The following is a 25,228-nucleotide window of genomic DNA, read 5'->3' as shown; positions in this document are numbered from 1 at the left end:
TGATCGCATTACTTCCTGCGGAACCAGCCGAGGGGACCACGCGGGCGCCTCGTCGTCCCATCAGAAGCAACCGAATCGTCGTAGTCAGTGGGCAGCGTTCGCCCCAAAAGCAGATCCTCAGCAGCCTCCGGGATGCAGCCCAACAGGACGCCAGCAGGGATCGCATCCTCAGGTTCGCCACCCACGTAGCGGCGGGCCGTCAACTGCCCCGACACGCCCACCTCAGCGCCCTCGCCCTCAACCAGCCACGACATGACGGCCACCGAACCATACTTCGACAGGCGCGACACGGCGCGAGCGACCTCGTCAACAATCTCAGGCATATCGCGCTCTTCAGCGAGCAAGGACGCAAACTCATCCTCATCGGTGGCAGCGGTCTGCACCTGGATCCACACGGCGCTCCACGGACGCATCCGCACAATATCCAAGGAGTAACCGCTCAAAGAAAGCAACGCATGCAAAGCCTCAGCAGAAGGAATGGGGGCCAGCACCAGCGCAACAGAAAGAGAGCCCCCCTCCAAATGAAGGGGCTCATCCACCGCAGTGGAGGGATCAGCATCCATCGACGCCACCAGGTCTAGGAAATCGGCGTCAATATCGTCACGTTCCTCGGCCACCGCCGAACCTCCTGACAGTTCACGATAGGCAGCCGCGCGCTGCCAGCACAATAATGCTACAGGTACGCACCCATTCTCAGACACTTCAAAGCCCGCAGAACACTGTGATTGTGGCATTTCCATGCGCCCCGCAGCGGCGCTAGGATTGCCCTGCTACGCAACTCCCCCACCCCACAGCCACAGCAGCACCGCCACGGAAAGGAGGCTCCCCATGGCCACCCCGTCACTGCCAACCCACGCCTCCGCCCACGGCACCCCACCAGCAGAGGCACCCACGCCCTCAACCCTGCTCCCAGTGCTCGCCCTCATCGCTATCACAGCCGTGTGGGGCTCCTCCTTCGTCATCATCCACGGACTTGTTGAACGCATCCCGCCCATTGACTTCCTCGGAGTGCGTTTCGCCATCGCCGGCGCCCTCATCGGCATCATCCGCTGGCGCGCCCTGCGCCAAGTCCCCCGATTCGTCTGGAGCCGAGCGATTATCCTCGGCATGATTTTCGCCCTCGCCCAGTACGCCCAAACTGTAGGCCTGGCGCACACGAACGCCTCGATTGCCGGATTCATTACCGGCATGTACGTCGTGCTCACGCCCGTGGTGCTGCTCGTCGCCTTCCGCGTGCGCGTTCCCGCTATTACCTGGCTTGCCATTGCAGTGGCCACCCTCGGTATGGCCGTCCTCAAACTCGATGCATGGTCGGCGGGCTTTGGTGAAGCCATTACCCTGCTTGCCGCGCTGCTCTACGCCATTCACATCGTCCTCTTGGGACAGTGGAGCACCCCCAGTAATCAGGTGGAGTTAACGACCATCCAGATGATGACCCTTGGCGTGGTGTTCTTTATTGGCGCCCTCCCCGGTGGGATTGTCATGCCCGAAGGCGCGCTTGAATGGTCGCAGATGGTGTACATGGCCCTTGTCGCTGGCCTCCTTGCTTTGGCCGTCCAAACCTGGGCGCAGTCGCGTATTTCTGCAGCAAAGACCGCCATTATCCTCACCGGCGAGCCCGTCTTTGCTGCCGTTTTCGCGGTCCTCTTCGGCGGAGAACTCCTCACCGGGCGTATGGTGGGAGGAGGGCTCCTCATTGTGGGCGCCATGCTTGCGACCGAGCTGTACCCGCTGCTGCGGCCTCGCCCACTCCCCGCGCAACCCACCCCACAACTCGTCGACATCTCCTGAAAGGCCACGCCATGACTCTTCCGACCTTCAGCGTTTCAGGCACCATCCGCCTGGGCCAGTTCCTCAAGCTTGCGGGGCTGGTGGAAGATGGGGTGATGGCCCGTGAGCTGATCACTGACGGCGATGTGAGTGTCAACGGCGAGGTCGAGCTGCGTCGCGGACGTAAGCTCGCCGACGGCGATATTGTCGAGGTCGACTCCCCCGCTGGCCGTTTCTCCGCCCAGGTTGCCACTCAGCCTGCGCCCTCTGGCGCGAACTAACTCTGCGGCGCCGCCCACGCGAATGAGGACCCCATGATCTACTCGTCAGTACCGACCACGCAAGAAATCCTCCAAAGCTGGCTCGATGATGCCAACTCCCTTGACAATGGCAAGGTTGAGCGCCTCATCAGCATGCTGGGGTGGCGCATGGATGACCTCGTTCCCGGCGCCTTCCACACTGCCCTGTCCACTGGCGGCCGACCAGATGGCACGATCCGCGTCTCCCCCGACGGTTTCTACGAAGTCAGCTTCCCCGTGGCACCCAGCCTGGAAAGCAACGACGACTCCCCGATGGACATGAGGCGCTTCACTGAGGTCATCAGCACCGAAATCACTCAGATATACGGGCCGCCCCGCAAGCGCCGCAACCCTGTCGGGCAGGCGGTCTCTACCTGGACCTCCGCCGATGGGCTTTTCCTGCTGCGGCTGACAGAGGGCGGAGACGCCCTCCACGTGGACCTGCATCGCCCGGCCCGCTCCCCTCGCTTGCTAGCCAGGTTCCGTCAACCCGTGTTGGCGTCACGAAGGCACCTCTACCTCGAGTACTTTCTTTGGGCGCTAGTTATCGTCGCGGTGGTCTTTGCTGCACTGTCCGTGCCCTTGCTGATGGTCATGGCAACGATCGTTGTCGCCCTCTTCCCCTTCGCCCTGTATTCGGCAGACTATCCGCTGGAGTTGATCATCCCAGTGACGATCGCACTGCTGGCCGGCTATGTCTACCTCATGCGCTGGATCATCCAGTGGATACGCCCGGTCATTGACGTCATACGTTCGCGGTAGTTCCCCGCCCCATTGAGGGAGCACAGAAATACCGCGAACGCTTGCCCGGGTGTGCTGAGCTTCTTAGCCCTTGACGCCGCCTGCCTCCACGCCACGGAAGAACTGCTTTTGCGTGGAGACAAAGAGGATAATGATGGGCAGCAAGGCAATCATCGTACCGGCCGCCACCACACGCGGGTTGGAGCCAAAGGTGGAGTTGAGGTACTGCATCCCCACGGTCAGCGTGTACTTCGCCGGGTCAGAGAGCACCACCAGCGGCCACAGGAAGTCATCCCAGGCCTGAATGAAGGACATGAGGGCAACCACGGACGCCATGCCTTTGACATTCGGCCAGAGAATATGGCGGATCCGTTGGAAGGTCGTCGCCCCATCAATCGCGGCCGCATCCATAATCGAGGGCGGCACCGAGGCCGCAGCCGTCGTCATGAGTAGGACATTAATGGCCGTCACCGCCGTGGGGAGGAATACGCCCGCCAGGCTATTGGCCAAACCCAAGGACTTGATCGTCAGGTACTGGGAGGTCAGCGTAACTTCACCAGGGAGCAGCAGCGTGGACAAGATCAGCCCCATAATGATGGCCTTGCCTTTAAAACGCATGCTTGCCAGGGCGTAACCCGCGACCGTTGCGAAGATGACATTGGTGACTACCGTCGCTACCGACACCAGCAGGGAGTGCCAGGCGTAGGAGACTACGGGGATCGTGCGCGTGACCTCGCCGTAGTTCGCCAGGGTAGGTTCGAGGGGAATGAGGTTGGGCGGGAAGGTGTAGATATCCTCCATCGGCCCTTTAAGGGAGGTCGACAGCTGCCACAGGAATGGGCCGACGGTGATGATCATAATGAGGATCATCAGGGCGTAGCGGGCGATCATGCCCGGCAGGGTGGGCTTGTCGAAGTTGGCTTCCCCCTTGCGACGCCAGGGGCGTTCCGTCGAGGTGACCTCCCGCGAGCGCGTCGGGTGTGCAACGTGGACGCTCATGGTGTGACTCCTCCTTGGGTGGGGGTGTGTGCTGCGCCGGTGTCGGCGGAGGCTGCGCTGGTAGCTGTTTGGCGGGCGCTTGTTGCGCTGGATGCTGTAGCGCGGGCTTTGGCGTCGCGTTCGACGCGGCGGCGGATTGCCCGATGCGACCATGCTTCGCGGATCTCCGCACCCTGGTTGATCCAGCCCACAACCAGCAGTGGGCCGATGGTCAGAAGGAAGAGGACGACGGAGATGGCTGAGGCGTAGCCGAGGTTACCGTTGAGGCCCTTGCCCGTTTGTTGGATGAGCATGACCAGGGATTGAGCCTGGCCGCCGGGGCCACCCGATCCGTTAGTCAGCACGTAGATTTCAGAGAAGATACGCATGGCGGCCACCGTGATGAGCGCCGAGATGAGCAGCATGGCGGGCTTAACCGCCGGGACGGTCACTGACCAGAAGCGTCGCCATGCGCCCGCCCCGTCAAGGGCGGCGGCCTCGTGAAGTTCCTTGGAGACATTGGTCAGGGCAGCGAGATAGACCACCATGTAGTAGCCCAAGCCCTTCCACACGGTCAGGGAGATTGCGGACAGGAGAATGAGCCAGCGGTCGATGAGGAAGGTGATGGGCTGGTTGATGAGGCCGGTGAACATGAGGGATTCGTTGATAATGCCCTTGGAGTCAAAGAGCCACGCCCAGATGATGCCAACAACGACGACCGAGGCAATAACAGGAAAGTAGTAGGTGGTGCGAAAGACCGAGATCCCGGGGAGCCGCTTTTGAACCAGGAGAGCCAGAAGGAGCGGCAGGAAGGTCAGCAGAGGGACACAGACGATCACGTACACGAAGCTGGTCACCATGGCGTAGGTGAAGCGTTCGTCGGCGAAGAGGTCGATGAAGTTCTGCATGCCCACGAAGTTGGGGGTGCGCAGTGGGCGGGCGTCGGTGAACGCGAGGTAGACCGTATTGAGGAACGGCCAGATTGAGAACACCACCACCCAGATCACTGCGGGTGCTAGTAGCAGGTACGGCGTGTACCAGCGGTAAGACTTCATAGTCCCCTCCCTGTGGATCTCGGTCTTTCGCAGCCGATCACTTCACGAGATTCTTATTGGCGTATTCGACAGCCTTGTCGAGGGCTTCCTGGATGCCGATTTCACCCTTGACGGCCAGAGCCATCTGCTGCTTGAGGTAGGTGTCCATGTCGTAGGTGAATTGGATCGGGTATTCAGGGGTGGCATCGCCCATGGCGGCGGCTGCGGCTTCGGTGGCGACCTTTTGCAGGTCGGATTCGATGACGGAGGTGAAGGTGTCGGGGTTGGCGTTGGCTTCCTTCGTGCCGGGGAAGAAGCCCTGAGCGATCTTGACGAATTCGACTTGGTTGTCGGTGTTGGTGACGAACTGGGCGAACTTCAGTGCGAGCTCAGGGTACTTGGAGGTCTTGGCAACGGAGATGCCCTGGATGAACAAGGGCGGGTGGCCGATGCGTGGGGTGACGACGGTGTCGGGCACGAGGGTGGGGGCTTCCTTGGCGAGGTCGGAGGCGAAGCCTGCAGCGCCCGTGGTCCAGGCGGTCTTGCCCTGGAAGTAGAGGGTCTTGTTGCCCAGGTAGTCGGCGTTGAGGGCTTCGGCGGGCATTGCGCCGTCCTCGTAGGCCTTCTTGTAGCGTTCGACAACCTTCACAGCTTCGGGGGTGTTGAACACGAACTGGCCGTCCTTGAAGATCTCCACGCCTGCGGCGGAGAGGGTGCCGGTGCGAGGCACGTCGGAGATCATCTTGACGTTGCCGTTGGTGGCCTTGGCGACCTCGGAGGCCATGGCGAAGAGGGCGTCAAGGTCGGTGGGAAGCTTGGTGGCGTCCACGCCTGCTTCGCTGAGCATCTTGGTGTTGTACCAGTTCAGGTCCGTGCCCAGGTACCAGGGGTAGCCGTATACGCCGTCAATATTGGGGTAGACGTAGGCGTTGGTGGCGCCTTCAACGTATTCACCGACCTTGGCGCTGTCGGCGGCCTTAAGGTCGACGAGCTGGTCGACCTGGGCGAGCTTGTAGGCGAATTCTGGGGGAAGGTTGATGACGTCGGGGAGTTCACCGGAGTTGGCCTGCTGGAGGATCTTGTCCTCGTAGCCGTCGCCGGGCTGGTCAATCCAGTTGACCTTCACGCCGGGGTTGTCCTTTTCGAAAGCGGCGATGACGCTTTCAAAGTAGGGGGTGAAGCGGTCGTTCTTCAGCGACCAGGTTTGGAAGGTGATTTCGCCGCCTTCAACGGCGATGTCGCCGCTGGCGGGGGCGGGGGTTTCGCCGCCTCCGGTGACGGTGCCGCCGGTGCAGGCAGCGAGGCTAATTGCTGCAGTCAGTGCGACCGCCGCGGTGAGTGTACGCATGGTGCGCATGGTCTCCTCCTTCATTGGATGATCCAGGTTCTTTACTGTTATGGGTTTACGGCGGGCTAGTCCCGCGTGGAGAGGAAGGGGGCAACGCTGCCCTCTGTCCCTGTTTTTTCGACGTAGCCGTCGGTATTGAGTTCAATGGCACGCACGTCCCCGGCGAGGGCGTGCTCCATCCATTGGTCAAAGAATGTATGGGTAGCATCCGTTGCTGAACGTTCCCATTGAGGCAGATCAAAGACGAGGCTGTCGCGCCCCTGTCCTTCCCCTGCACCCCCAGCTGCGGGTGGAGGGGCGTAGTGGGTGTCGCGGTAGCGGCGGGTGGCCTCAGCGAAGGCCTCGCCGATGGGCTTGATGCGCCCGCCCTCGTCAATGAGGCCCAGGGAGTACTCAAGGTTGGGGAAGTCGGCCAGGGCGCGGGACACGTCGTGGGAGCACCACCAGGTGATGGCTTCAAGATTGGGGCTCACTCCCCCGCCGTTGGCGCCCATGAGGGTGTCGACGGTGTCGAGGAGGAAGGCGGGCCCGTCCTCGACGGCAACGTAGTTGTCGGGGCTGCCGATCTCTTGGAGCCACAGGCCGCGCGCGGGGTCGGGTGACCATGCGGCGGCGAGTTCGCACAGGTAGCGGGCGAAGTAGGTCAGCTGCGGGGTGCCCGCACCAAAACGGGGTCCGACCCGGCCAAAGACCCAGCTGTGCACGGTGGTGAGGTCCCCGTAGGTCACGGCAGAAGATGGCGTGAAGGGATGGGTGTCGTCAAACCAGAGGTCATCGTCGTGGCAGTGGACGTGCACGCCCTCGGGCCAGACCTCCTTGGCGGCGCCCAACAGAGTGGCAAGCCACTGAGCTGCCTGGTCGGGGGTGATGCGGTCGGCGTCGGGGTGGCGCAGGGCGGCGAATTGGATGAACTCGTTGCCGACCGTCAGGCCCGTGGCGCCGGGCTGGTCTTTGATGGCGGCGGCCAGGGTTTTAACGAGGGCCACTTCACCGGCCACGACGTTGGGGTCGGTGAAGAGATTGCGGCGGTGCCAGGTGGACACCCAGGAGGGCAGGAAGTCAAAGGAGGACAGGTGTCCTTGGAGGACGTCCACGCTGGAGTTCAGGCCGGCCTCGTGGGCGAGGCGCACCACTGTCGCCACGTCGTCAATGGCTTGGGAGCGAATGAGGGTGCGGTTGGGTTGGAGGATCGGCCACAGGGGAAAGATCCTGACGTGGTCGGCGCCGAGTTCGGCGATGGTGTGCATGTCCTCTGCCACGCGGGCCGGGTCGAAGTCGAGCCAGGAATGGAACCACCCACCGCGGGGCGTGTAGTTAACACCAAACTTCATCGTTTCGTCTTTCCTGAGTTGTGCTGTCTGCGCGGGTGCGCCGTGTCAGTACGGGGGCTGGCAGCCTGAGGATGCTTGCCACCAGAACAGTGCCGCCATGTCATTGCCTACGGTGTGGGGTGGGCGTGATGCGGAAGGTGAGGATCTGGAAGGGGCCAGCCTCCACCGTGTAGGTGGTGCCCTCGCGTTCAAGGGCCAGGCCGTCGCCGCGTGGCCGGTAGCGCAGGTCAGTGAGCTGGGGTGTGCCGTCGGTGGTGAGGGTGACTGTGCGGGGGCCTCCTTCGGCTTCGTAGGCGCGCACGAGGATGTCCCCGCTACCGTCAGAGGCCATGGAGACGGATTCAACGACGGCGCCCTCAAGGGTGAAGGGTGCGCGGACGTTGAGACTGCCTGCCAGGTGGGTGAGCTGGCGGCGGCCAAGATTGAGGTCCTGAGCTGCGGCCACCGCGTGGAGGACGTCAGCTCCGGGCAGGAGGCGGAAGTTCCACTGGTGCCTGCCCTGATCCTGGTGGGGGTCGGGGTATTGTGCGGATTTGACGAGGGTGGCGCGCACGGCCGCCCAGGTCCCACGAGGCTCATGCGCCTGGCGGGTGATATCCCAGCCGTAGGTCGCGTCATTGGCAATAGCCAGGCTGGCTCCAGCGTTGGCCAGGCGCAGCCAGCGGTGGGCGCCGACCTCGAACTTGTAGGCGTCCCAGGAGGTGTTCTCGTGGGTGGGGCGCACAATGTGGCCCATCTGGGTTTCATACTGGGCGTGGTCGGTGTGAATGTCGACGGGTAGGGCCAGCTTGAGGAGCTTTTCTGTCTCATGCCAGTCGGCTTCGACGTGCAGGTCCAGGGCTTTTTCGCCCCGCCGCAGGATCCACTGGAGGTACACTGCGGATTCCTTGCGCGAGCCAAAGCAGGCGTGGGCGCGCACAACGCCTTCGCCCTCTTCTAGACGCGGCCCGTCGCTATGCATGCCGGTGATGACACTGCGAGAGCCGCGGTAGAAGGGGTCGATATCCCAGGCATCCCACATATTGGGGAAGTCCTGGTGGAGGTGGAATTCGCCGGCGCGAGCACCTGCGGGAATGTAGTCGCGGCCGGTTTCCAGGTCGACGAGGGACACGCAGGCGCCTTCCTCGTCGAAGCGGGCGCGGATAAGACCGTTATCAAGGGTGCGCGTGGCCGGGTCGAGGGTGACGGCAGGGGTATGGCCTGTGCGGGCCGGGCCGATGGACAGGGGTGGGACGCCATGGAGGGGGAAGGAGGTGGCATTAGCGAGGATGCGTGCGTCTGCCTCGCCTGGCAGGCCTGTATTCTGCCCACCCGTCGCCTGCCTTCCCGCGCTGGCACTCAGACTCTCAAGCGCAGCGTCGATAATGGCCGTCAGCTGTTTGCGCACCTGGGCGTAGAGCTCGTCCACCTCGCGGTAGACCCAGGCGATGGAGGTGCCGGGCAAGATGTCGTGGAATTGGCACAGTAGCACCGTGCGCCAGGCTTCCTGCAGGGCCTCATGCGGGTAAGCGAAGTCAGTATTGAGGGCGGCGATGGTGGCCCAGAGTTCTGCCTCGCGCAGCAAGGCTTCGCTGCGCCGGTTTCCCTGCTTGGTGTTGATCTGGCTGGTCAGCGTGCCGCGGTGGAGTTCGAGGTAGAGCTCGCCCACCCACACGGGCGGATTGGGTTGGTCGGCCTCGGCCTTATCAAAGAAAGCGGTCGGTGATTCGATGACCACCTGGGGTGCACCCTCAAGGTTAGAGAAACGCTCAATACGGCCGAGCATTTCGCGGGTAGGGCCGCCTCCCCCATCACCGTAGCCAAAGGGCAGCATGGAGACGCTGGCGCGGCCCTTGTTCTTGAAGTTGTCGACGGCGTGGGCAAGGTTCGCGCCGGTCACCTCTGCGCCGTAGGTGTCCACGGGCGGGAAGTGAGTGAAGATGCGTGAGCCGTCAATGCCCTCCCACAACAGCGTGTGGTGGGGAAAGACATTGACCTGGTTCCAGGAGATCTTTTGGGTAAGGAAGCGGCCGATGCCGGCCTCGCGGGCGATCTGGGGCAGCGCCGCAGAGTAGCCAAAAGAGTCCGGCAGCCAGATCTCGGTGCAGGAGTAGTCCAGGGTGTCCTCAATCCAGCCCATGCCCTCCACGAGCTGGCGACACATGGCCTCACCGCCGGGAAGGACAGAATCAGGTTCAACCCACATGCCACCCACCGGCACGATTGATCCGTCCGCCACGCAGTCGCGGATGCGCTCAAACAGCTCGGGGTCATCCTCCTGAATCCAGGCCAGGTGCTGGGCGGCGGGCAAGGCAAAGACCAGCCCGGTGCCGCCCTCGATGAGATTGACGACATTGGAGAGCGTGCGCACGACCTTGCGGCGGGTTTCACGCAGCGGCCACAGCCACGCGGTGTCGATGTGGGCGTGGCCGACGGCGCTGAGGGTGTGGGCGCCAGGCAGAGCAGGGCGAGAGAGGAAGGGGGCCAGGTGGGCGCGCGCGTGGGAGGCGCTGCCGGGCACGTCATCAAGGTCGAGGGCGTCAAGGGCGTCATTAAGTGCGAAGAGGATGCGCCATTGGGCGTCGCCAAAGTTGTCCACCTCGGCAATCATTTCGCGCAGGACCGCGATGTCGAGGGCGAGGGCTTCAACCTCGTGGTGGACGATGACAATGTCGGCTTGGCGCAGGGTGTAGAGGTCGTCTTGACTGGAGGTGACTTTGTCGCCGTCGGCGGTGACCTGGAAGGGTGGGACTGCTAGGAGCAGGGGGTTGGCGGCGGCCTCGATCATGAATTCCACGGTATGAGGGCCGGTGTGTGGCGTGGTGGCGGGCAGGGGGATCCACCGGTTCTTGGGGTTGAGGGCTTTGATGGCGCGCCCGTTCATATCGCGCACCTGGGCTTCGCATTGGAAGCCGACGGAGTGGTCATCCCAGCCCAGATCGATGACGGCTTCGAGGCGGTCCTTGCCCTTCAGGGAGGTTGCGGCGGGAATGGTTGCCCTGATGCGAAACCAGGTGGTCTGCCAGGGGGCGCCCCATGAGGTTCCGACAGCGAAGGGTTCGAAGGGGGCGTTGAGTGCTGTGTCAAAGGAGACGGGTTCGGCGATGACGGCGCGACCTTGGTGAATGTCGCAAGGGATCCGCCAAAGGTCAATATCGAGGGCGCCGATGATGCTAGTTTGGGCAGGCAGGATGCGCTCGATGAGGGTGCGTTGGATACGCTGTTCGAGAATGCTCCTGTTGTCGTGCACCATGGCTCCTTCGTCATGGACTTCGTCGGTGAAGTGTGTGCTGTGACGTGTGATTTGGAGTGTAGTTACTAATCCGGTTTAGTAATATTGGGAACGATAAAGATCTCATCACAGTTTCCAGGAGGCCCGGTCCAGCATGAAGCGACCCACTATCCGCGACATCGCCCGCGCCGCAGGTGTCTCCCCCACGGCTGTCTCTTTCGCCCTCAACGGAAAACCCGGCATCTCCACAGCCACCCGCGAGCGCATCCTCGCCACCGCAAACGCCATGGGTTGGACCCCCAACCCCCTTGCTCGCGCACTGTCCATCTCTCGCGCACACGCGGTGGGCCTCGTCATTCCCCGCCCAAAGAGCTCACACTCCTCAGAGCGCTTCTTCTTCAACTTCATGCTGGGCTTGCAGGGCACCCTCGCCGGGGCTGATCTTGGCCTGGTGACACACATGTCCACCAGTGACGAGGACGAGCTGGAGGTCTACCGCAGGTGGTGGGGGCAGCGGCGCGTCGATGGGGTCATTGCCCTGGATCCGCGCCACAATGACCCGCGCGATGCCTTCTTGCATGAGATTGGGATGCCCGCAGTGTTTGTCGGCGATGTCCTGCCCCACTCTGGGGCGGTGATTGGTCAGGATGCGGGGATGATGACGGTCATTGCTGAGCATCTGCATGAGCGGGGAAAGACCTCCTGGGCGTATGTGTGCGGTCGGACATCAAAGACGCATATTCGTCACCGTGTGGAGGCTTTGACGGCTTACGCGCAGGAGCACGGCGTTACTTTGCAGGTGGCGGCCGAGACGGAGTTTACGGAGCATTCGGGCTATATCGAGACGAATCGCCTGCTGGCCTCCACACAGGTCCCCCAGGCTTTCATTTATGAAAACGAGATCCTGGCCCTGGGTGGCATTCAGGCGTTGACGGATAACGATGTGAAGCCCGGGCGGGATGTGTTTGTCGTATCGTGTGAGGACTCGGCGATCTGCCGGATTGTCACTCCGGCGATTTCTGCGATTGATCGAGATCCGTCGACCCTGGGCCAGCATGCGGCGCAGGTGCTTGTGGATATGTTGGAGGGGGCTGAACCGTACACCGTGCATGAGGGGGTGCCGCATTTGATTGTGCGGGCATCCTCGGCGGGCAATCGCGACTGACTCGCTGCGTGTGGGGGCGTTGTGGTCGCACCTGGTGGTAAAAATGTGCCCGTTTTGGGCCTGTTTTTTACCACCAGGTGCGACCATTTTTGTCACCACGCAACGCTAAACGCGTTTAGTTCTCTGTGTCGTGGCGTTTGCCTCCATTCAACGCCCCCTTGTAGACCTGTTGAGCGCCTACTAGCATCAAGGCGAGCACTTGCCTCTGGCAGTTTCCGCCACCGCACGCATCAAAGGAGATACCGTGAACACTCAGCAGGTTGTGGACATGCAGTCCGCCATGAATGACGAGGCCACCCGCCTTCTTGCCTTTGGCGCGCAGTCTCGCATTGAGCATGGCTTTGGATGGCTGTCCGATGCGGGCACGGTGGATGATGCGCAGGGCGTGCAGTTGTGGATTACGGGGCGCATGACGCACTGTTTCGCCCTAGCTATGTTGATGGGCCACGGGGAGTATGCTCCCCTGGCTGCGCATGGCATTGCCGCTTTGCGTTCGGGGGCGCTGCGGGCTGCCTCTGATGGCGGATGGTATTCCCGCGTGGAGATGGATGGGAGCGTCGCTCCTGGTGCGCGCACGTCCTACGATCACGCTTTTGTGGTGTTGGCGGCGTCTTCGGCGCGTTTGGCTGGGGTGGAGCAGGCTGATGAGCTGCTGCGTGAAGCCATTGAGTCTTTTGAGGGCCTGTGGTGGGATGACGAGGCGGGCATGGTCGTTGATGCTCGCGATCCGCTGACCTTGGAGGTCGATCCCTATCGCGGCGTCAATGCCAATATGCACTGGGTGGAGGCCTTGCTGGGCGCGTGGGGTGCGACGGGCGAACGTGAGCATTTGGAGCGAGCCTCGCGGATTGGAGCGCGGGTGGCTTCGATGTTCACCGATCATGCTTTCCGCCTGCCCGAGCACTTCAACGAGCGTTGGGAGGCTCAGCTGGAGTACAACCGGGATATTCCTGCTGATAAGTTCCGCCCCTACGGTTCGACGCCTGGCCACTGGCTGGAGTGGGCGCGTTTGTTTGCCCAGCTGGCTTTCGCCTGCGACGAGGCTGGAGTGGCGCGCGATGAGCGTCTGGATGCGATCCCTCCGTTTATGTACCGTCTGGCGCTCTTGGAGGGCTGGGGTGTGGATGGGCAGCCCGGTTTTGTCTACACCACGGACTTTGAGGGCCACCCGGTGGTTACCCAGCGTATGCACTGGGTGCTGTGTGAGGCGATCGCAACGGCGCAGACCCTGAAACTGACGACGGGGGATGCCTCGTATGGGTACGACGTGGAGTTGTTCTGGGAGTACGCGCAGCGTTACTTGATTGAGGCTCCCGGTCAGTGGCGTCACGAATTGGATGCACTCAATGCGCCAGCGCAGGGCACATGGGCAGGCAAGCCAGACATTTACCATGCTTTCCAGACGATGATTATTGGCACCCTGCCCCTGTCGGCGAGCTTTGCGGCAGGCTTGGCGCAGCTGCGCTAAATATCGTCCCTTTTCGTGGGTATTCCTCCGCTATGAGGGCTCCCTCGCGACGGCTTTACCTGCACTTAGGTGACAGTTGTTGCGTTGGGTTGCACTTGTTGTGCTAGAGCTCATTTGTTGCACAGTGTGACAGCTATACCTGTCACACAAGACAACAAGTGTCACGTAACTTAGCCCGGCCGCCTCCACAGGTCCCAGGCGAAGCCGTCATAAGTATGTAAGGCTTGCCTTAGTCACTCCTTGAGAGACCTTCCCGCATCATTGATTGGAGCACTCATGCCTTCAACCCCCGTTTCTGAGTCCATCGTCCACACTGGCCTGCTTGAGCAGTTGCCGATCATCACCGAGGCGACCACCTCGCGCGTGGTGGTGAATAACTCGGTCCTGCGCCAGGTGCTTTTCAGCATGGATGCGGGCCAGGTGTTGACCGAGCACGCCTCGCCGCGCGCCGTCATCGTCCAGCTCCTGTCGGGGCGCATGTCATTCTCTGTCGCTGGCGAGCCGCATGAGATTGCCGCCGGGGATGTCATCTACTTGGCACCCAATGAGCGCCATGCCCTGGAGGCTCTGGAACCCTGCCACATGGCACTGACCTTGGTCCTAGTTGGTGACGAAGAGTAGCCCATTTTCTCGAAAACCCCGCTCGCACTCGTGAGCGGGGTTTCTTTTCACTCCACTCATAAGGCACCCCTAACCTAAAATGGAAACATCCTCATGACGTAAATATTTTGCTCTCTCATGGCAGCCTCGAATGCCCAAAGAGAGCCATCGCAAGGAGACTCCATGAACAACGGTGAGAATAAGCCTGCACCCGGACACTGGCTTTTGGCGAAACTCGGTAAGAAGGTTCTTCGTCCCGGCGGCCTTGCACTAACCCAGCGTCTTCTGCGGGCAGCCTCGCCTAGCACCAACGACCGCATAGTTGAGTTCGGTCCCGGTGTCGGTACGACCGCTAAGCTCCTCCTCGCCGCGCAACCTCGCAGCTACACCGGGATTGACCCCCACCCTGAAGGCAGCGCGGCCGTACAGCAGATCATTGCCAATCTGGATTCTGCCCGCCTCGTCGCAGCGGACGCTCAAGATACGGGCCTGGAAGCAGGCAGCGCCGACCTCGTCGTTGGCGAAGCCATGCTGACCATGCAGGGCGAAAAAGCCAAGCGCGCCATCATGGCCGAAGCCTTCCGCCTACTCGCCCCCGGCGGGCGCTACGCCATCCACGAGCTGGGTCTGCGCCCCGACGACGTGCCCGCGCAGGCCGAGGAAGAAATCCGACGCGCGCTCTCACGCACAATCAACGTCAACGCCCGCCCCCTGACCGCCGCACACTGGAAGAGCCTTTTGGAAGATGCCGGTTTCACCGTCACCTACCAGGACACCAACCCCATGGCCCTCCTCGAACCTGGCCGTATTTTCGCTGACGAGGGCGTTGTCGGCGCCCTGCGTTTCTTCACCAATGTGGCGCGCAATCCGCGTGCACGGGCTCGCCTACTTGCGATGCGTAAGGTCTTCCGCGCACACCAAGAACACCTGTGCGCTTTCGCTTTCGTGGCCGTGAAACCGCACGAAGGATGAGCCTCCTGAGCGCGCGCATGGCAGCCACACTAGCGCCTGGCCCAATGCATCTCACCTTCCCTCCAACGGCATCCGCCCAGGCAGGCACCCTTAAAGTGACAGGTTTGAGCGTGTCACGGCGGGACTTGCGCCTCGTCAATGACCTGTCCTTTGAAGTCACGCCGGGCCAGGTGCTGGGCGTGTCGGGCCCATCGGGCTGCGGGAAAACCACACTCCTGCGGTGCATTTCGGGCCTGAGCAGCCACTACTCGGGTACTATCAGCCTGCCTGAAGGGCCTATCGCCATGGTCTTCCAGGAAGCCCGCCTGCTGCCGTGGCGCAGCGTGCGTTCCAATGTCATGCTGCCCCTGCGCACCGCGGATGCATTCTTCCGCGCAGAAGAATGGCTGGAACGCCTGCACCTGGCTGATGCGATGGACCTTTATCCCGCACAGCTATCAGGCGGCATGCGCCAGCGCGTGGCCATCGCCCGCGCCCTGGCCACCGAGCCCACACTCCTCCTGGTCGACGAGCCTTTCTCAGCCTTGGATGCGCCCCTGGCGCGCGACCTGCGCGACCTGCGCGACATGCTCGCCGAGTTGATTAGCGACAAGCAATTCACCACCGTTTGGGTCTCCCACGACATGGAAGAGATCAACGCCGTGTCCACCCAGCGCCTTCACCTTGACGGGCCGCCAGGCTCCTGGACGCTCAACCCCCACCCACGCTAACCCCTTACTGACTTCCTCACTCACCCTCTACTCTCGAAAGGACTCCCATGAGAATCCGCCCCCTTGCCCTCCTCTGCGCTGGCGCCCTGGCCCTCAGCGCCTGCGCCTCCACGCCAACAGATGCCCCCGCCTCGGCCTCGTCACACGAGGCCACCCAATCCGCACAGGCCACACCAGCGGCAGAGGCGCACGACCACCAGCTCGACCAGGTGCGCGCCATCGTCCCCCAAACCATGGCCTTTGGCGCGCCGATGGCTACCTTCGGCGACCATGGCAACCTCGATAGCGTTGCGAAGGCGCACAGCGTGTCCAACTGGGACGGCGTTGAGCAGCTCAAATCCCACCTGATGAACGGCGAGGCTGAGCTGGCCGCCACCCCCGCCTACGTCGCCGCGAACCTGTACAACAAGGGCATTGACGTGCGGCTCGTCGGCCCCGTCGTGTGGGGCATGCTCTTCGTTCTCGCCCCCGAAGGCACCACCGAGGGCGACTGGGAGGCCATGCGCGGCAAGAAGGTCGCCATCCCGCTGCCCGGAAACATGCCCGACCTGGTGTTCAGCTACCTGCTGAGCAAGAACAACCTCACAAAGGATGACATCGAGCCCGTCTACGCCGAGGACGGCCAGCAAGCCATTGGTCTGCTGATGAAGGGCGAGGTCGACTGGGTTGTCCTGCCTGAACATGCCGCCACCATCGCCCAGGCGAAGGCCGCTGAGAACGGCAAAAACCTGACGCGCGCCCTGGACTTGCAGCAGGAGTGGGCGAAGGTCACCGGTAAGGAGGCGCGTTTCCCCATGGCTGGCCTGGTCATGCCCGGCGCGTTGGTTGATGAGCATCCTGAGCTGGTGGACGCTGTCATTGCCGAGGTGAAGGCTGGCGTGGAGAAGGCTAACGCGGGCGATAAGGCGACCTTGGAGAAGATTGCTCAGCATTACGACCTGCCTGTGCCGGTGGTGGAGAAGGTTATCCCTCGCCTGCAGTTGAATATGGTGCCCGCATCGGAAGCGCGTGAGGCCTATGAGGATTTCCTGACACGTTTGGGTGAGGTCAACCCCGATATTTATGGTGGAAAGCTGCCCGATGACCGCTTCTATGCGGGCTGAGCTGGGCGCCACCCGCCGCTGGCTGTACACCACTGCTGGCTGCGTTATCCTCGTGCTGGCCTGGGCCTGGGCGGCTCATGGCCAGCACGAGTACGTGCTGCCCTCTCCCCTGTCGACCTTCCGCGCGCTCAGTGAGATCGTCACCCACGGGCAGTTCTGGCACGCGCTGGGTTTGACCGTCATGCGCGGCGGTATAGGGCTGGGCCTGGCGATTCTCATTGGCGCACTATGGGGTAGCGCCATGGGGCGTTGGCCTGCTTTCGAAGCCTTCTGCCAGCCAATGATTCAGATCCTGCTGGCCACGCCCGCCGTCGTCTTCGTCATCCTGGCGCTGGTGTGGTTGGGATCGAGCAGCGAGGCCGTGATGCTGGTGGTTGCCCTGGTGGCAACGCCCCTGTTGGTCCGCACCACCGCCACGGCTGTGCGCGGCATTGACCCGTCCTTGTCGGAGATGGGGCAAGTCTTTGGTTTGAGCCGGTATGAGCGGGCCTGGCACATTATCGTTCCCCTGGTGCTACCTCCCTTTCTTGCAGCAACGACGGTGGCGTTGGGGCAATCGCTTCGGGTCGCGGTGATGGCGGAACTGCTGGCCACTGCCAGCGGCCTGGGCGGGGCGATCCGCCTGGCGCAGATCAATATTGAGACGCCACAGGTCTTTGCCTACGCCCTGCTGTTAGCAACCTTGGCGCTGATCATTGAGAAGCTCTCCACCGCTCCCCTGCAGCGGCGCTTGGCCGTGGTGCGGGGTGTTGGGTGAGGTGGGTTTGGCCGGAGACTCGCACCACTTTCTCTGGACGCAAAGGAGGCGCGACGATAGGATTGAATCAGCTTTAGGAAACTGATTCACGTAGAGGTGGTCACTATGGACTCCACGCTCAACGCTATCTCTACCGCGTTACATACATCAGGCATTTCTCAACGGCAGCTTGCTGAAAAAACTGGCATCTCTCAACCTACGATTAGCCGGATCATGTCTGGTGAGCGGCCATTAAAGATGCCCGAGCTCATCCTCATCGCCGATGCAATCGGATGCTCAACAACCCAGCTCACGGGCAGTGCAGTTGCTCAGCGCGTTCGATGCGCTGCACGCTCAACGAATGGCTCTAATGTCGATGCTCTGAAATCTCGCCTGCTCCACTTCATGGAGATTGACGCCATGCTCGATGAACTGGGTGTGCCGGAGGGGCAATGAGCAGGAACGAAACGCAAGCGCAACAGAAGGCGCAGGAGTTCCGGATTCAGAATGGACTTGGCTCGCAGCCAATCTACGATCTGATTCGGCTGATCGAGCTGTCGACAGGATGTGACGTTGCTGTCCTCGATGTGCCTGAGGACGATCACGGTTTAACGATGAGCGATCCCGAACGCGATACCACTTTCATTGGTGTCGCGCGGACGATGAACCCTATGAGTCAACGCAGCACTTTGGCACATGAGCTTGGACATATTCTTTTCGAGGATCACACCGTTGAGCTAGGAAAACGAGATAGGCAGGAGATACGCGCCGATGCTTTTGCCCGACATCTTCTCATCCCACACCAAGCTGTAAAAGCTTTTCTTGGCGAGGGCGATCATTGCTCATTACATTCACTGTCGTCTGTAGTACAGCACTTCTTAGTCTCCCCACAGATGGCTGCCATTGCCATGCGGGATGCAAAAATCATCGATCAGGAGACAGTGAACTCCTGGAAAGCCATAACGACACCACATCTCGCAACCCAGTTTGGTTGGAGTGAGGTCTATGCGACTCTTCAAGAGACATCAAATCGGATCCGGCCACCGCAAAAGCTCATTGCTCGGGCGATTTCGGCATACGCTGACGGGCTAATCTCAGCGCAAGTCATCGCTACTTTACGAGGCCTACCCGAAGATCTCGTGCTTCAAGAGCTCGAAGAAGCGGGCATCACTCCCGCCCTTCCATCGTTTGCCGATTATGAGCTCCGCGATCTACCTCAGGTAGACATTGACCTCAGCGGACTGGAGGATGCGAGCGATCCAGAATGAGCGAACGCATCATTATGGACGCTGGGCCAGGGTTGAATTTCTTCTCGGTCAATGAGGAACGCCTATTGATTGGCACCGTCGGCAGGTTGGCGATGCCCGAAACGGTCCACGCCGAGATCATCAGGAAGTCACAGCAGGATCATCGTTTCAGAGCCGCGGAGTCGGTTCTTCGCCGTGTTACCACCGGAGAATACGTGATTGTCTTGTCCGACGAGGTCACTGATGAGCTCTCACATGCCTCAGGATTCGTTATCCATCAGCCACTTCCACAAAGAAAACGAAGCCCCAAGGACCTTGGGGAGACTATGGTGGTCACCCACGCCTTTGCCCAAGCTTTAGCTGGGAAGTCTGTCGTGGTACTCATTGACGACGGAGCGGGACAACAGATGGTGGCACGGGCTTCACGACAATTAGATCGTCTACGCATCAAGACTCCGGAAATTGGGACAATATCCTGCATTACGACTGTCAGCGTGTTACGCGCTGCTATTGGTAGTGAGCACATTCCAGACAGAGGCGCCATGCGCACACTTTATGAGCGTATGAGTGCCCTAGATGATGGCCTGCTGCCCATTGAACAGACAGGTCTCTTGGATAAAGCTCTGTGGAGAGGGCGTTCATCCTCCCAGCTCTAACGCCTCTTTCGACGCCAAGTTCTAGCTTGTATCTGCGCCGGTTCTCTACCCACCGCCTGCGCCTGGCCCCTTCAGCCCCCGCGGCATTAACGCGGGATTCGAGGGCGGGCTCAGGCTGCGAGAGGATAGGATTACTCAGCGATACACACCACGTGAGCAGCGACATAGTATCGACGAGTAAGGATCGCACGTGTCTAAAGGTCGTTTAGAAGCATTCAGTGATGGCGTATTAGCCATCGTTTTAACCATCACCGTCCTAAAACTCAATCCACCTGGAGGCTTTGATGCCGCGTCATTGAAGCCCTTCGCTTCTTTGCTGATGGCCTACGTCATCGGCTACACCTTTGTGGGCATTCAGTGGATTAACCACCATCGTTTGTTTGATCCATTGGAATCTGTGACACCGAAGATCATGTGGAAGAACCTCAATTGGTTATTCTAGATGGCCTTACTGCCTTTTGTGATCGAGTGGACGGGGGCACAACCATTCGACCCGATTCCTGCCACGGTGTTCTGCGCTCTCTTACTGACAAGCACGGTGTCCTTTAACGAGTTGCAGCGCGAGATCATTCGTGACCTGGGCACGTCCTCTGCCGATGCACGCGAGATTCAGACACGAAACACTGGTGCTTTATCCGTAGTGATTACTGCGGCTGGCACTCTGGTTGCGTTGTTCTACCCGGCTGTATCGTTCACGATTTTCTTAACCTACGGTGTTGTGCGCATCGTGCGAGACCTGCTGGGGCAGAAGAAGGCGTAATTCTTCTATTTGCCCGCCTACCGTGACACACTCCGAAGCTATCCGGCCGGGTCCCGGCCGTTGTTGTGCTTAGTCGTGTAGTGGTGTCCAGCCGACCGGAAGCGTTCGGTTATTTTCTGCCAACCCGCTGCGGGGAGCGGGGGGTGAGGGGGTTGAGCAGTTTCATTCAGCGACGAGCTCGACTTTGAAGCCCTGGGCGTTCTCGAGCCATCCGGCGTAGTGCTGCGGCCCGCCCGCGTGCGGGTAGCGCTCATGGTAGAGAGGAGTCCAGCCATGCGCGGAGGCCTGAGCCATGATGGCGTCAACCGCGTCCGTTGAAGCGGTTTTGAGTGCAATGTGGTTCATGCCCGGACGCCTGCGGTCGTGTTCAGTAGCCGAAGCGTTGGGCGAGGTCGTCAGCGTCAGGTAAGCGCCACCCGCCTGCCAGGATTGGCCACTCCCCCAGTCATCTGCGAGGACAAAACCGGCTCTTCCCAATTGAGGGTGTATTGGTGGTGTGATCCAGGGGAGGGTGTGTTGGTGTGTGGGTAGGGGTTGAGGTCTTCCGATGATGGGAGTCATCACACCGCCCACACGAAAGACCTCAACATGTCCAACGCTACCTTCGTCGCGCCTGATCTGACTACTTTTGCTGGCTTGGACGAGCTTGGTCTTGTCGTTACTGGCCAGCGTGTCGAGCCTGAGCGGGCGATACTGGAATGCCGCCTGGTCGAGCCTGATGACTGGTGTGGGCGGTGTGGCTGTCAAGGCTTGGCACGTGACACGGTCAAGCGCCGGCTGGCTCACGAGCCCTTTGGATGGCGTCCCACCACACTGGAAGTGCGACTGCGCCGTTACCGCTGCCAGGAATGCGCACACGTATGGCGTCAGAACATGGACCTGGCAGCTGAGCCCAGGGCACGCCTATCGAGGCGTGCGGTGCGTTGGGCGTTGGAAGCCTTGGTGTGTCAACACCTGAGCGTATCCCGCATCGCTCAGGGCCTGTCCGTGGCTTGGGACACCGCCAACGATGCTGTGCTGGCCGAAGGACAGCGCCTCTTGATCAACGACCCCGTCCGGCTTGAAGGAGTCAGAGTTATCGGCGTGGATGAGCATGTTTGGCGCCATACTCGCGCAGGTGACAAGTACGTAACCGTGGTCATCGACTTAACCCCCGTCAAGGATGGCACTGGCCCGGCCCGGCTACTCGCCATGGTCCAGGGCCGCTCCAAGCAGGCTTTCAAGGGCTGGCTGGCCCAGCAGCCCCGAGCATGGCGAGATGGCGTGGAACTGGTCGCGATGGACGGTTTTAGCGGGTTTAAAACCGCCACCACCGAGGAAATGCCCCAGGCCAGGGCCGTGCTCGATCCCTTCCACGTAGTACACCTGGCAGGCCAGGCGCTTGATGAGTGTCGTCGGCGTGTTCAGCAAGAACTACATGGACGGCGGGGACGGGCTGATGATCCCCTGTACAAGGCCCGCCGTACTCTGCACACCGGTAGCGACCTGCTCACCCCTGCCCAGCGCAAGCGTTTAGACGCGCTCTTCGCCAACGATGACCATGCCCAAGTCGAGGTGACCTGGGGTGTGTACCAGAAGATGGTGGCCGCTTACCGTCAGCCCGAGCGGGCCAAGGGCAAAAGACTCATGCAAGAACTGATCACCGCGATTTCTAGCGGCGTACCTGCCGCCCTGAGCGAGGTCATTACCCTGGGACGAACACTGAAGAAACGCGCCGGTGACATCCTGGCCTACTTCGACCATCCCAGGACCAGCAACGGCCCCACCGAAGCACTCAACGGACGCCTGGAACACCTACGCGGCACCGCTCTGGGCTTTCGCAACCTGACCAACTACATCATCCGCAGCCTACTAGAAACAGGCGGCTTCAAACCCCACCTACACCCTTAAATCGGAAGAGCCACAAAACCTGCTTGAGTGAGCAGCCACGCCCAGGACTCAGCGACGCTCTCTAGGTCAGCCAACCAAATCTCAACATGGTGAAAACCGGGCATGGGTGACTCCTACTCTGTTCCCAGCCCGTTGAACCGCTCGAAGAAGCTCCTCAGCAGTTCTGTCACGCGGGTACGCATGACGCCCTCAGCTCCTCCGGCGGAGAAGCGCGAGACTGGGGGCAGGATTCGAGTCAGAGACTGCCCTGCGGTGTAGAGCTGACCGTCGCGGAAGGAGCGTTCAAGCAGGTCTTCGGTTTCTGGGCGTTTGAGGCGTTCAGCGTCGATGATCTCACTGAGTTCAGCGTCTCGTCGTTGGGCAATAAACTCTGTCCACTGCTCTTGAATATCACCCTGAGCGGAGACGGAATCAACGAAGGCCCCGACAAGGTCGCTCTTGTTGCGCAGCGTGGGGCTGGCTGCGACTGAACGCATGATCTGGGCTTTGATCTCGATGTCTTCCCCGTTGCCGTGTTGGCTCCGGTAACGCTCAACGAGCATGAGGATGTAGTCGACGTTGATCTCAACCTGTTTAATCAGCTCGATCTCAAAGACGACGTCTTCACGGATGTCCTCCTTATCGGCGGCTGCCTGTAGGCGGTACTTGTTGTACAGGTCCAGGTAGAAACTGCTGAAGTCATCCACTTCGCGCTCGCTGAGCAGTTCTTCGCCCCCGAATTGGTCGAAGGACTTCAGAATATTCATGAGGCGTCGGATCGCACCGTAGACGGCGATGAACTCTTTTTCAGCGTCTTCGCCAATGATGGGTTCTCCCAGCGGGAAGCGCGTCAGCAGTTCGTTGACCTTTTCGGCGTATTCCTCGTAGTACTCGGCGTAGGGCTTGAGCAGTACGATGCCGCCAGCTTCCTTATTGCCAAAGAGGGCGATGGCTTCTTCGGTTTCCTTCTCAAGGTTACGGAAGGAGACGATATTGCCGTGGGTCTTGACCGAGTTGAGGATGCGGTTGGTACGCGAGTAGGCCTGGATCAGGCCGTGGGCGCGCAGGTTCTTATCGACGAAGAGGGTGTTGAGCGTGGTGGCATCAAAACCGGTGAGGAACATGTTGACGATGATGACGAGGTCGATTTCGCGGAGTTTGATGCGGTCGGCTAGGTGTTCGTAGTACTTCTGGAAGTTGTCGGCTGAGGTGTCGAAGTTGGTGCCGAACATGTCGTTGTAGTCCTGGATGGCGTCCTCAAGGAAGTCGCGGGAACTATCGTCAAGGCGCAGCGTCTCGAATTCTTCTTCGCCGAGGATGCCATCTGCGTCATCTGTGGCCTCATTGGGGGCGTAGGAGTAGATGATGCCGACCTTGAGCCGTTGATCGGAGGGCAGGTCTTTTTGAAGTAACTGGAAGATGCCATAGTAGGCGCGCGCAGCTTTAATGCTCTCGGTTGCGAAGAGGGCGTTGAAGCCTCGCGCACGCGCGCCGCGCAGCGTGTAGGAGGCGTGGCGCATGGTTTTGCGGTCGAAGTGGTCGAGGATGTAGCGCACGACTTGCTTCATGCGTTCGGGGGCCATGAGTGCGCTGGCGGTTTCAATGCCGCCGACTTCGTGGTCGTCAACGTTGCCGACCTTCATGGTGTTGACGTAGTCGATGCGGAAGGGTAGGACGTTGCGGTCGGTGATGGCGTCGACGATCGTGTAGGTGTGGAGTTTTTCGCCGAAGGCTTGGGCGGTGGTTTTGAGTTGTGGGTTGCCGCCACTGCCGGAGTTGGCGGAGAAGATGGGCGTGCCTGTGAATCCGAAGATGTGGTAGCGCTTGAAGGAGCGGGTGATGTCGGTGTGCATCTGCCCGAATTGGGAGCGGTGGCATTCGTCGAAGATGAGGACGACGTGCTGGTCGAAGATGGGGTGTTTCTTCTCAGTGCTGATGAAGCGTGAGAGTTTTTGGATGGTGGTGACCAGGATCTTGCGGTTGGTGACGACTTCTGTGCCGCGGGTTTCGAGCACCGCGCCGACGGGTTGGGTGAGCTGCCTGCGTAGTGCTGCTGTGGATTCGTTGCCGTTGACGGAGCCGGGGCTGAAGCGTTCGTATTCGAGGCGGGTCTGGTGGTCGAGGTCCTTGCGGTCGACGACGAAGATGACGCGGTCAACGTCTTCCAGGCGGGCGGCGAGCTGGGCGGTTTTGAAGCTGGTGAGGGTTTTGCCCGAGCCGGTGGTGTGCCAGACGTAGCCGCCAGCATCCAGGGTGCCCAGTTGCTTGTAGGTCGTGGAGGTGAGGATTTTTTGCAGGATGCGTTCGGTGGCGACGATCTGGTAGGGCCTCATGACCAGCAGCAGGCCTTGTGCGGTGAGTACGCAGTAGCGGGTGAGGATGGCCAGGATGGAGTGCTTGGCGAAGAAGGTTTTCGCGAAGGAGATGAGGTCGTAGATGGGGCGGTTGGTGGCGTCGGCCCACCATGAGGTGAATTCGAAGGAGTGGGAGGTTTGGCGAGGGTTGCGCCGTTTGCTGGCTTCTTTGAGGTGCTGTTCGCGGGTGGTGTTGGAGTAGTACTTGGTGAGTGTGCCGTTGCTGATGACGAAGATTTGCACGTAGCCGAAGAGGCCGCTGCCTGCCCAGAAGCTGTCGCGCTGGTAGCGTTCGATTTGGTTGAAGGCTTCGCGGATGTCGACGCCGCGTCGTTTGAGTTCGACGTGGATGAGGGGTAGGCCGTTGACGAGGATGGTGACGTCGTAGCGGTTGGAGCGCCGCGCTGGGCCGCCGTCGCTTGCGCCTGGCACTTCGTATTGGTTGATGACTTGTAGGCGGTTGTTGTGGATGATGTTTTTGTCGATGAGGCGGATGTTTTTGCGTGTGCCGTCGTCGCGGACGAGGACTTGCACGTGGTCTTCTTGGATGCGGCGGGTTTTGTCGGCGATGGAGTCGTTGCTGCCGGCGATGCAGGTGTCGAAGAAGCGCTGCCATTCGGTGTCGCTGAAGGTGACGTTGTTGAGTGCTTCGAGTTGCCTGCGTAGGTTGGCGATGAGCTCTGCTTCGCTGGTGATGGGCAGGTATTCGTAGGCTTGCGAGGTGAGCGTGTCGATGAATTCGCGCTCTAGCGCGGCCTCGCTTTGGTAGCTGTCTTCTGTCCTGGGGTCGGGCGTGTATTCGGCAACGACGGTGCTTTCTTCACTGAAGGCGATGATGTCGTAGTGGCGTGCGGGTGCGTCGGTCATGGGTGGGGC

Annotated in this window: 24 protein-coding genes; 16 read left to right on the top strand and 8 right to left on the bottom strand. The window is 60.9% G+C overall.

Annotation, left to right across the window (positions count from 1 at the left end; translation table 11 throughout):
• Positions 1 to 8: 8 nt before the first annotated feature.
• Positions 9 to 617 (bottom strand): hypothetical protein, encoded by a 609-nt coding sequence (locus HWX48_RS01680; RefSeq protein WP_175954023.1) that lies wholly within the window; start codon positions 615 to 617, stop codon positions 9 to 11.
• A 211-nt stretch (positions 618 to 828) separates the two neighbouring features.
• Between HWX48_RS01680 and HWX48_RS01675 the strand changes: the two genes are divergently transcribed.
• The 3 genes from HWX48_RS01675 to HWX48_RS01665 are packed head-to-tail and all read left to right on the top strand — an operon-like array spanning position 829 to position 2,831.
• Positions 829 to 1,791: a DMT family transporter gene (locus tag HWX48_RS01675; RefSeq protein ID WP_175954021.1), complete on the top strand. Its 963-nt coding sequence runs from the start codon at positions 829 to 831 to the stop codon at positions 1,789 to 1,791.
• A gap of 11 nt (positions 1,792 to 1,802) precedes the next feature.
• Entirely contained in the window at positions 1,803 to 2,051 is a 249-nt protein-coding gene (locus HWX48_RS01670; RefSeq protein WP_175954020.1) for an RNA-binding S4 domain-containing protein, read from the top strand.
• Between the two features lie 33 nt (positions 2,052 to 2,084).
• Positions 2,085 to 2,831 (top strand): hypothetical protein, encoded by a 747-nt coding sequence (locus HWX48_RS01665; RefSeq protein ID WP_175954018.1) that lies wholly within the window; start codon positions 2,085 to 2,087, stop codon positions 2,829 to 2,831.
• A gap of 63 nt (positions 2,832 to 2,894) precedes the next feature.
• Here the strand turns inward: HWX48_RS01665 and HWX48_RS01660 are convergent, their stop codons facing one another.
• From HWX48_RS01660 to HWX48_RS01640, 5 genes are all read right to left on the bottom strand, one after another.
• On the bottom strand, positions 2,895 to 3,809 hold the full coding sequence (locus tag HWX48_RS01660) for a carbohydrate ABC transporter permease (protein WP_175954016.1): 915 nt from the start codon (positions 3,807 to 3,809) through the stop codon (positions 2,895 to 2,897).
• On the bottom strand, positions 3,806 to 4,843 hold the full coding sequence (locus HWX48_RS01655) for a carbohydrate ABC transporter permease (protein ID WP_175954014.1): 1,038 nt from the start codon (positions 4,841 to 4,843) through the stop codon (positions 3,806 to 3,808). The genes HWX48_RS01660 and HWX48_RS01655 overlap by 4 nt, the downstream gene beginning before the upstream one ends.
• Positions 4,844 to 4,880: 37 nt before the next feature.
• Positions 4,881 to 6,179 (bottom strand): extracellular solute-binding protein, encoded by a 1,299-nt coding sequence (locus HWX48_RS01650; RefSeq protein ID WP_175954012.1) that lies wholly within the window; start codon positions 6,177 to 6,179, stop codon positions 4,881 to 4,883.
• Between the two features lie 56 nt (positions 6,180 to 6,235).
• Positions 6,236 to 7,501, bottom strand: coding sequence for a hypothetical protein (locus HWX48_RS01645; protein WP_175954010.1), 1,266 nt, complete (start codon positions 7,499 to 7,501; stop codon positions 6,236 to 6,238).
• Positions 7,502 to 7,601: 100 nt separating this feature from the next.
• A complete protein-coding gene (locus tag HWX48_RS01640) occupies positions 7,602 to 10,733 on the bottom strand; it encodes a glycoside hydrolase family 38 C-terminal domain-containing protein (RefSeq protein WP_254872908.1) in 3,132 nt (1,043 codons plus the stop codon).
• Between the two features lie 133 nt (positions 10,734 to 10,866).
• On the opposite strand from HWX48_RS01640, the gene HWX48_RS01635 reads away from it, so the two are divergent.
• The 12 genes from HWX48_RS01635 (at position 10,867) to HWX48_RS01580 (ending at position 20,129) form a co-directional block, all read left to right on the top strand.
• Positions 10,867 to 11,877 (top strand): LacI family DNA-binding transcriptional regulator, encoded by a 1,011-nt coding sequence (locus HWX48_RS01635; RefSeq protein ID WP_175954007.1) that lies wholly within the window; start codon positions 10,867 to 10,869, stop codon positions 11,875 to 11,877.
• Between the two features lie 244 nt (positions 11,878 to 12,121).
• A complete protein-coding gene (locus HWX48_RS01630) occupies positions 12,122 to 13,345 on the top strand; it encodes an AGE family epimerase/isomerase (protein ID WP_254872907.1) in 1,224 nt (407 codons plus the stop codon).
• Positions 13,346 to 13,621: 276 nt separating this feature from the next.
• Positions 13,622 to 13,966, top strand: a complete 345-nt coding sequence (locus HWX48_RS01625; RefSeq protein ID WP_175954006.1) for a cupin domain-containing protein — start codon at positions 13,622 to 13,624, stop codon at positions 13,964 to 13,966.
• 162 nt (positions 13,967 to 14,128) lie between these two features.
• Complete coding sequence (locus tag HWX48_RS01620) at positions 14,129 to 14,917, top strand: class I SAM-dependent methyltransferase (RefSeq protein WP_175954004.1); 789 nt, start codon at positions 14,129 to 14,131, stop codon at positions 14,915 to 14,917.
• A 110-nt stretch (positions 14,918 to 15,027) separates the two neighbouring features.
• Positions 15,028 to 15,627 (top strand): ABC transporter ATP-binding protein, encoded by a 600-nt coding sequence (locus HWX48_RS01615; RefSeq protein WP_254872927.1) that lies wholly within the window; start codon positions 15,028 to 15,030, stop codon positions 15,625 to 15,627.
• 47 nt (positions 15,628 to 15,674) lie between these two features.
• On the top strand, positions 15,675 to 16,730 hold the full coding sequence (locus HWX48_RS01610) for an ABC transporter substrate-binding protein (RefSeq protein ID WP_175954002.1): 1,056 nt from the start codon (positions 15,675 to 15,677) through the stop codon (positions 16,728 to 16,730).
• Positions 16,708 to 17,487: an ABC transporter permease gene (locus HWX48_RS01605; RefSeq protein ID WP_175954000.1), complete on the top strand. Its 780-nt coding sequence runs from the start codon at positions 16,708 to 16,710 to the stop codon at positions 17,485 to 17,487. Before HWX48_RS01610 ends, HWX48_RS01605 begins: the two co-directional genes overlap by 23 nt.
• Positions 17,488 to 17,592: 105 nt before the next feature.
• Complete coding sequence (locus tag HWX48_RS01600) at positions 17,593 to 17,922, top strand: helix-turn-helix transcriptional regulator (protein ID WP_175953998.1); 330 nt, start codon at positions 17,593 to 17,595, stop codon at positions 17,920 to 17,922.
• On the top strand, positions 17,919 to 18,734 hold the full coding sequence (locus HWX48_RS01595) for an ImmA/IrrE family metallo-endopeptidase (protein ID WP_175953996.1): 816 nt from the start codon (positions 17,919 to 17,921) through the stop codon (positions 18,732 to 18,734). The genes HWX48_RS01600 and HWX48_RS01595 overlap by 4 nt, the downstream gene beginning before the upstream one ends.
• Positions 18,731 to 19,369, top strand: coding sequence for a hypothetical protein (locus tag HWX48_RS01590; protein WP_175953994.1), 639 nt, complete (start codon positions 18,731 to 18,733; stop codon positions 19,367 to 19,369). Before HWX48_RS01595 ends, HWX48_RS01590 begins: the two co-directional genes overlap by 4 nt.
• Positions 19,370 to 19,559: 190 nt before the next feature.
• Positions 19,560 to 19,811, top strand: coding sequence for a TMEM175 family protein (locus HWX48_RS01585; RefSeq protein ID WP_175953992.1), 252 nt, complete (start codon positions 19,560 to 19,562; stop codon positions 19,809 to 19,811).
• On the top strand, positions 19,812 to 20,129 hold the full coding sequence (locus HWX48_RS01580) for a hypothetical protein (RefSeq protein ID WP_175953990.1): 318 nt from the start codon (positions 19,812 to 19,814) through the stop codon (positions 20,127 to 20,129).
• A 162-nt stretch (positions 20,130 to 20,291) separates the two neighbouring features.
• Here the strand turns inward: HWX48_RS01580 and HWX48_RS01575 are convergent, their stop codons facing one another.
• Entirely contained in the window at positions 20,292 to 20,474 is a 183-nt protein-coding gene (locus HWX48_RS01575) for a hypothetical protein (protein ID WP_175953988.1), read from the bottom strand.
• Positions 20,475 to 20,717: 243 nt separating this feature from the next.
• Here HWX48_RS01575 and HWX48_RS01570 point away from each other — a divergent pair, with 243 nt between their 5' ends.
• Positions 20,718 to 22,019 carry an ISL3 family transposase gene (locus HWX48_RS01570; RefSeq protein ID WP_175953986.1) on the top strand — a complete coding sequence of 434 codons (1,302 nt, stop codon included), beginning with the start codon at positions 20,718 to 20,720 and terminating at the stop codon, positions 22,017 to 22,019.
• A 113-nt stretch (positions 22,020 to 22,132) separates the two neighbouring features.
• Here the strand turns inward: HWX48_RS01570 and HWX48_RS01565 are convergent, their stop codons facing one another.
• Positions 22,133 to 25,219 (bottom strand): type I restriction endonuclease subunit R, encoded by a 3,087-nt coding sequence (locus HWX48_RS01565; RefSeq protein ID WP_175953984.1) that lies wholly within the window; start codon positions 25,217 to 25,219, stop codon positions 22,133 to 22,135.
• Between the last annotated feature and the right edge of the window lie 9 nt (positions 25,220 to 25,228).

Source organism: Schaalia sp. Marseille-Q2122 (assembly GCF_903645355.1).
GTDB lineage: Bacteria > Actinomycetota > Actinomycetes > Actinomycetales > Actinomycetaceae > Pauljensenia.
This window is presented reverse-complemented; position numbering and strand designations above follow the sequence as displayed.

Bases quoted from the DNA above. Each gene is read 5' to 3' on its own strand.
- HWX48_RS01675 (WP_175954021.1), top strand. From the start codon at position 829: ATGGCCACCCCGTCACTGCCAACCCACGCCTCCGCCCACGGCACCCCA.
- HWX48_RS01670 (WP_175954020.1), top strand. From the start codon at position 1,803: ATGACTCTTCCGACCTTCAGCGTTTCAGGCACCATCCGCCTGGGCCAG.
- HWX48_RS01665 (WP_175954018.1), top strand. From the start codon at position 2,085: ATGATCTACTCGTCAGTACCGACCACGCAAGAAATCCTCCAAAGCTGG.
- HWX48_RS01660 (WP_175954016.1), bottom strand. From the start codon at position 3,809: ATGAGCGTCCACGTTGCACACCCGACGCGCTCGCGGGAGGTCACCTCG.
- HWX48_RS01655 (WP_175954014.1), bottom strand. From the start codon at position 4,843: ATGAAGTCTTACCGCTGGTACACGCCGTACCTGCTACTAGCACCCGCA.
- HWX48_RS01650 (WP_175954012.1), bottom strand. From the start codon at position 6,179: ATGCGCACCATGCGTACACTCACCGCGGCGGTCGCACTGACTGCAGCA.
- HWX48_RS01645 (WP_175954010.1), bottom strand. From the start codon at position 7,501: ATGAAGTTTGGTGTTAACTACACGCCCCGCGGTGGGTGGTTCCATTCC.
- HWX48_RS01640 (WP_254872908.1), bottom strand. From the start codon at position 10,733: ATGGTGCACGACAACAGGAGCATTCTCGAACAGCGTATCCAACGCACC.
- HWX48_RS01635 (WP_175954007.1), top strand. From the start codon at position 10,867: ATGAAGCGACCCACTATCCGCGACATCGCCCGCGCCGCAGGTGTCTCC.
- HWX48_RS01625 (WP_175954006.1), top strand. From the start codon at position 13,622: ATGCCTTCAACCCCCGTTTCTGAGTCCATCGTCCACACTGGCCTGCTT.
- HWX48_RS01620 (WP_175954004.1), top strand. From the start codon at position 14,129: ATGAACAACGGTGAGAATAAGCCTGCACCCGGACACTGGCTTTTGGCG.
- HWX48_RS01610 (WP_175954002.1), top strand. From the start codon at position 15,675: ATGAGAATCCGCCCCCTTGCCCTCCTCTGCGCTGGCGCCCTGGCCCTC.
- HWX48_RS01605 (WP_175954000.1), top strand. From the start codon at position 16,708: ATGACCGCTTCTATGCGGGCTGAGCTGGGCGCCACCCGCCGCTGGCTG.
- HWX48_RS01600 (WP_175953998.1), top strand. From the start codon at position 17,593: ATGGACTCCACGCTCAACGCTATCTCTACCGCGTTACATACATCAGGC.
- HWX48_RS01595 (WP_175953996.1), top strand. From the start codon at position 17,919: ATGAGCAGGAACGAAACGCAAGCGCAACAGAAGGCGCAGGAGTTCCGG.
- HWX48_RS01590 (WP_175953994.1), top strand. From the start codon at position 18,731: ATGAGCGAACGCATCATTATGGACGCTGGGCCAGGGTTGAATTTCTTC.
- HWX48_RS01580 (WP_175953990.1), top strand. From the start codon at position 19,812: ATGGCCTTACTGCCTTTTGTGATCGAGTGGACGGGGGCACAACCATTC.
- HWX48_RS01575 (WP_175953988.1), bottom strand. From the start codon at position 20,474: ATGAACCACATTGCACTCAAAACCGCTTCAACGGACGCGGTTGACGCC.
- HWX48_RS01570 (WP_175953986.1), top strand. From the start codon at position 20,718: ATGTCCAACGCTACCTTCGTCGCGCCTGATCTGACTACTTTTGCTGGC.
- HWX48_RS01565 (WP_175953984.1), bottom strand. From the start codon at position 25,219: ATGACCGACGCACCCGCACGCCACTACGACATCATCGCCTTCAGTGAA.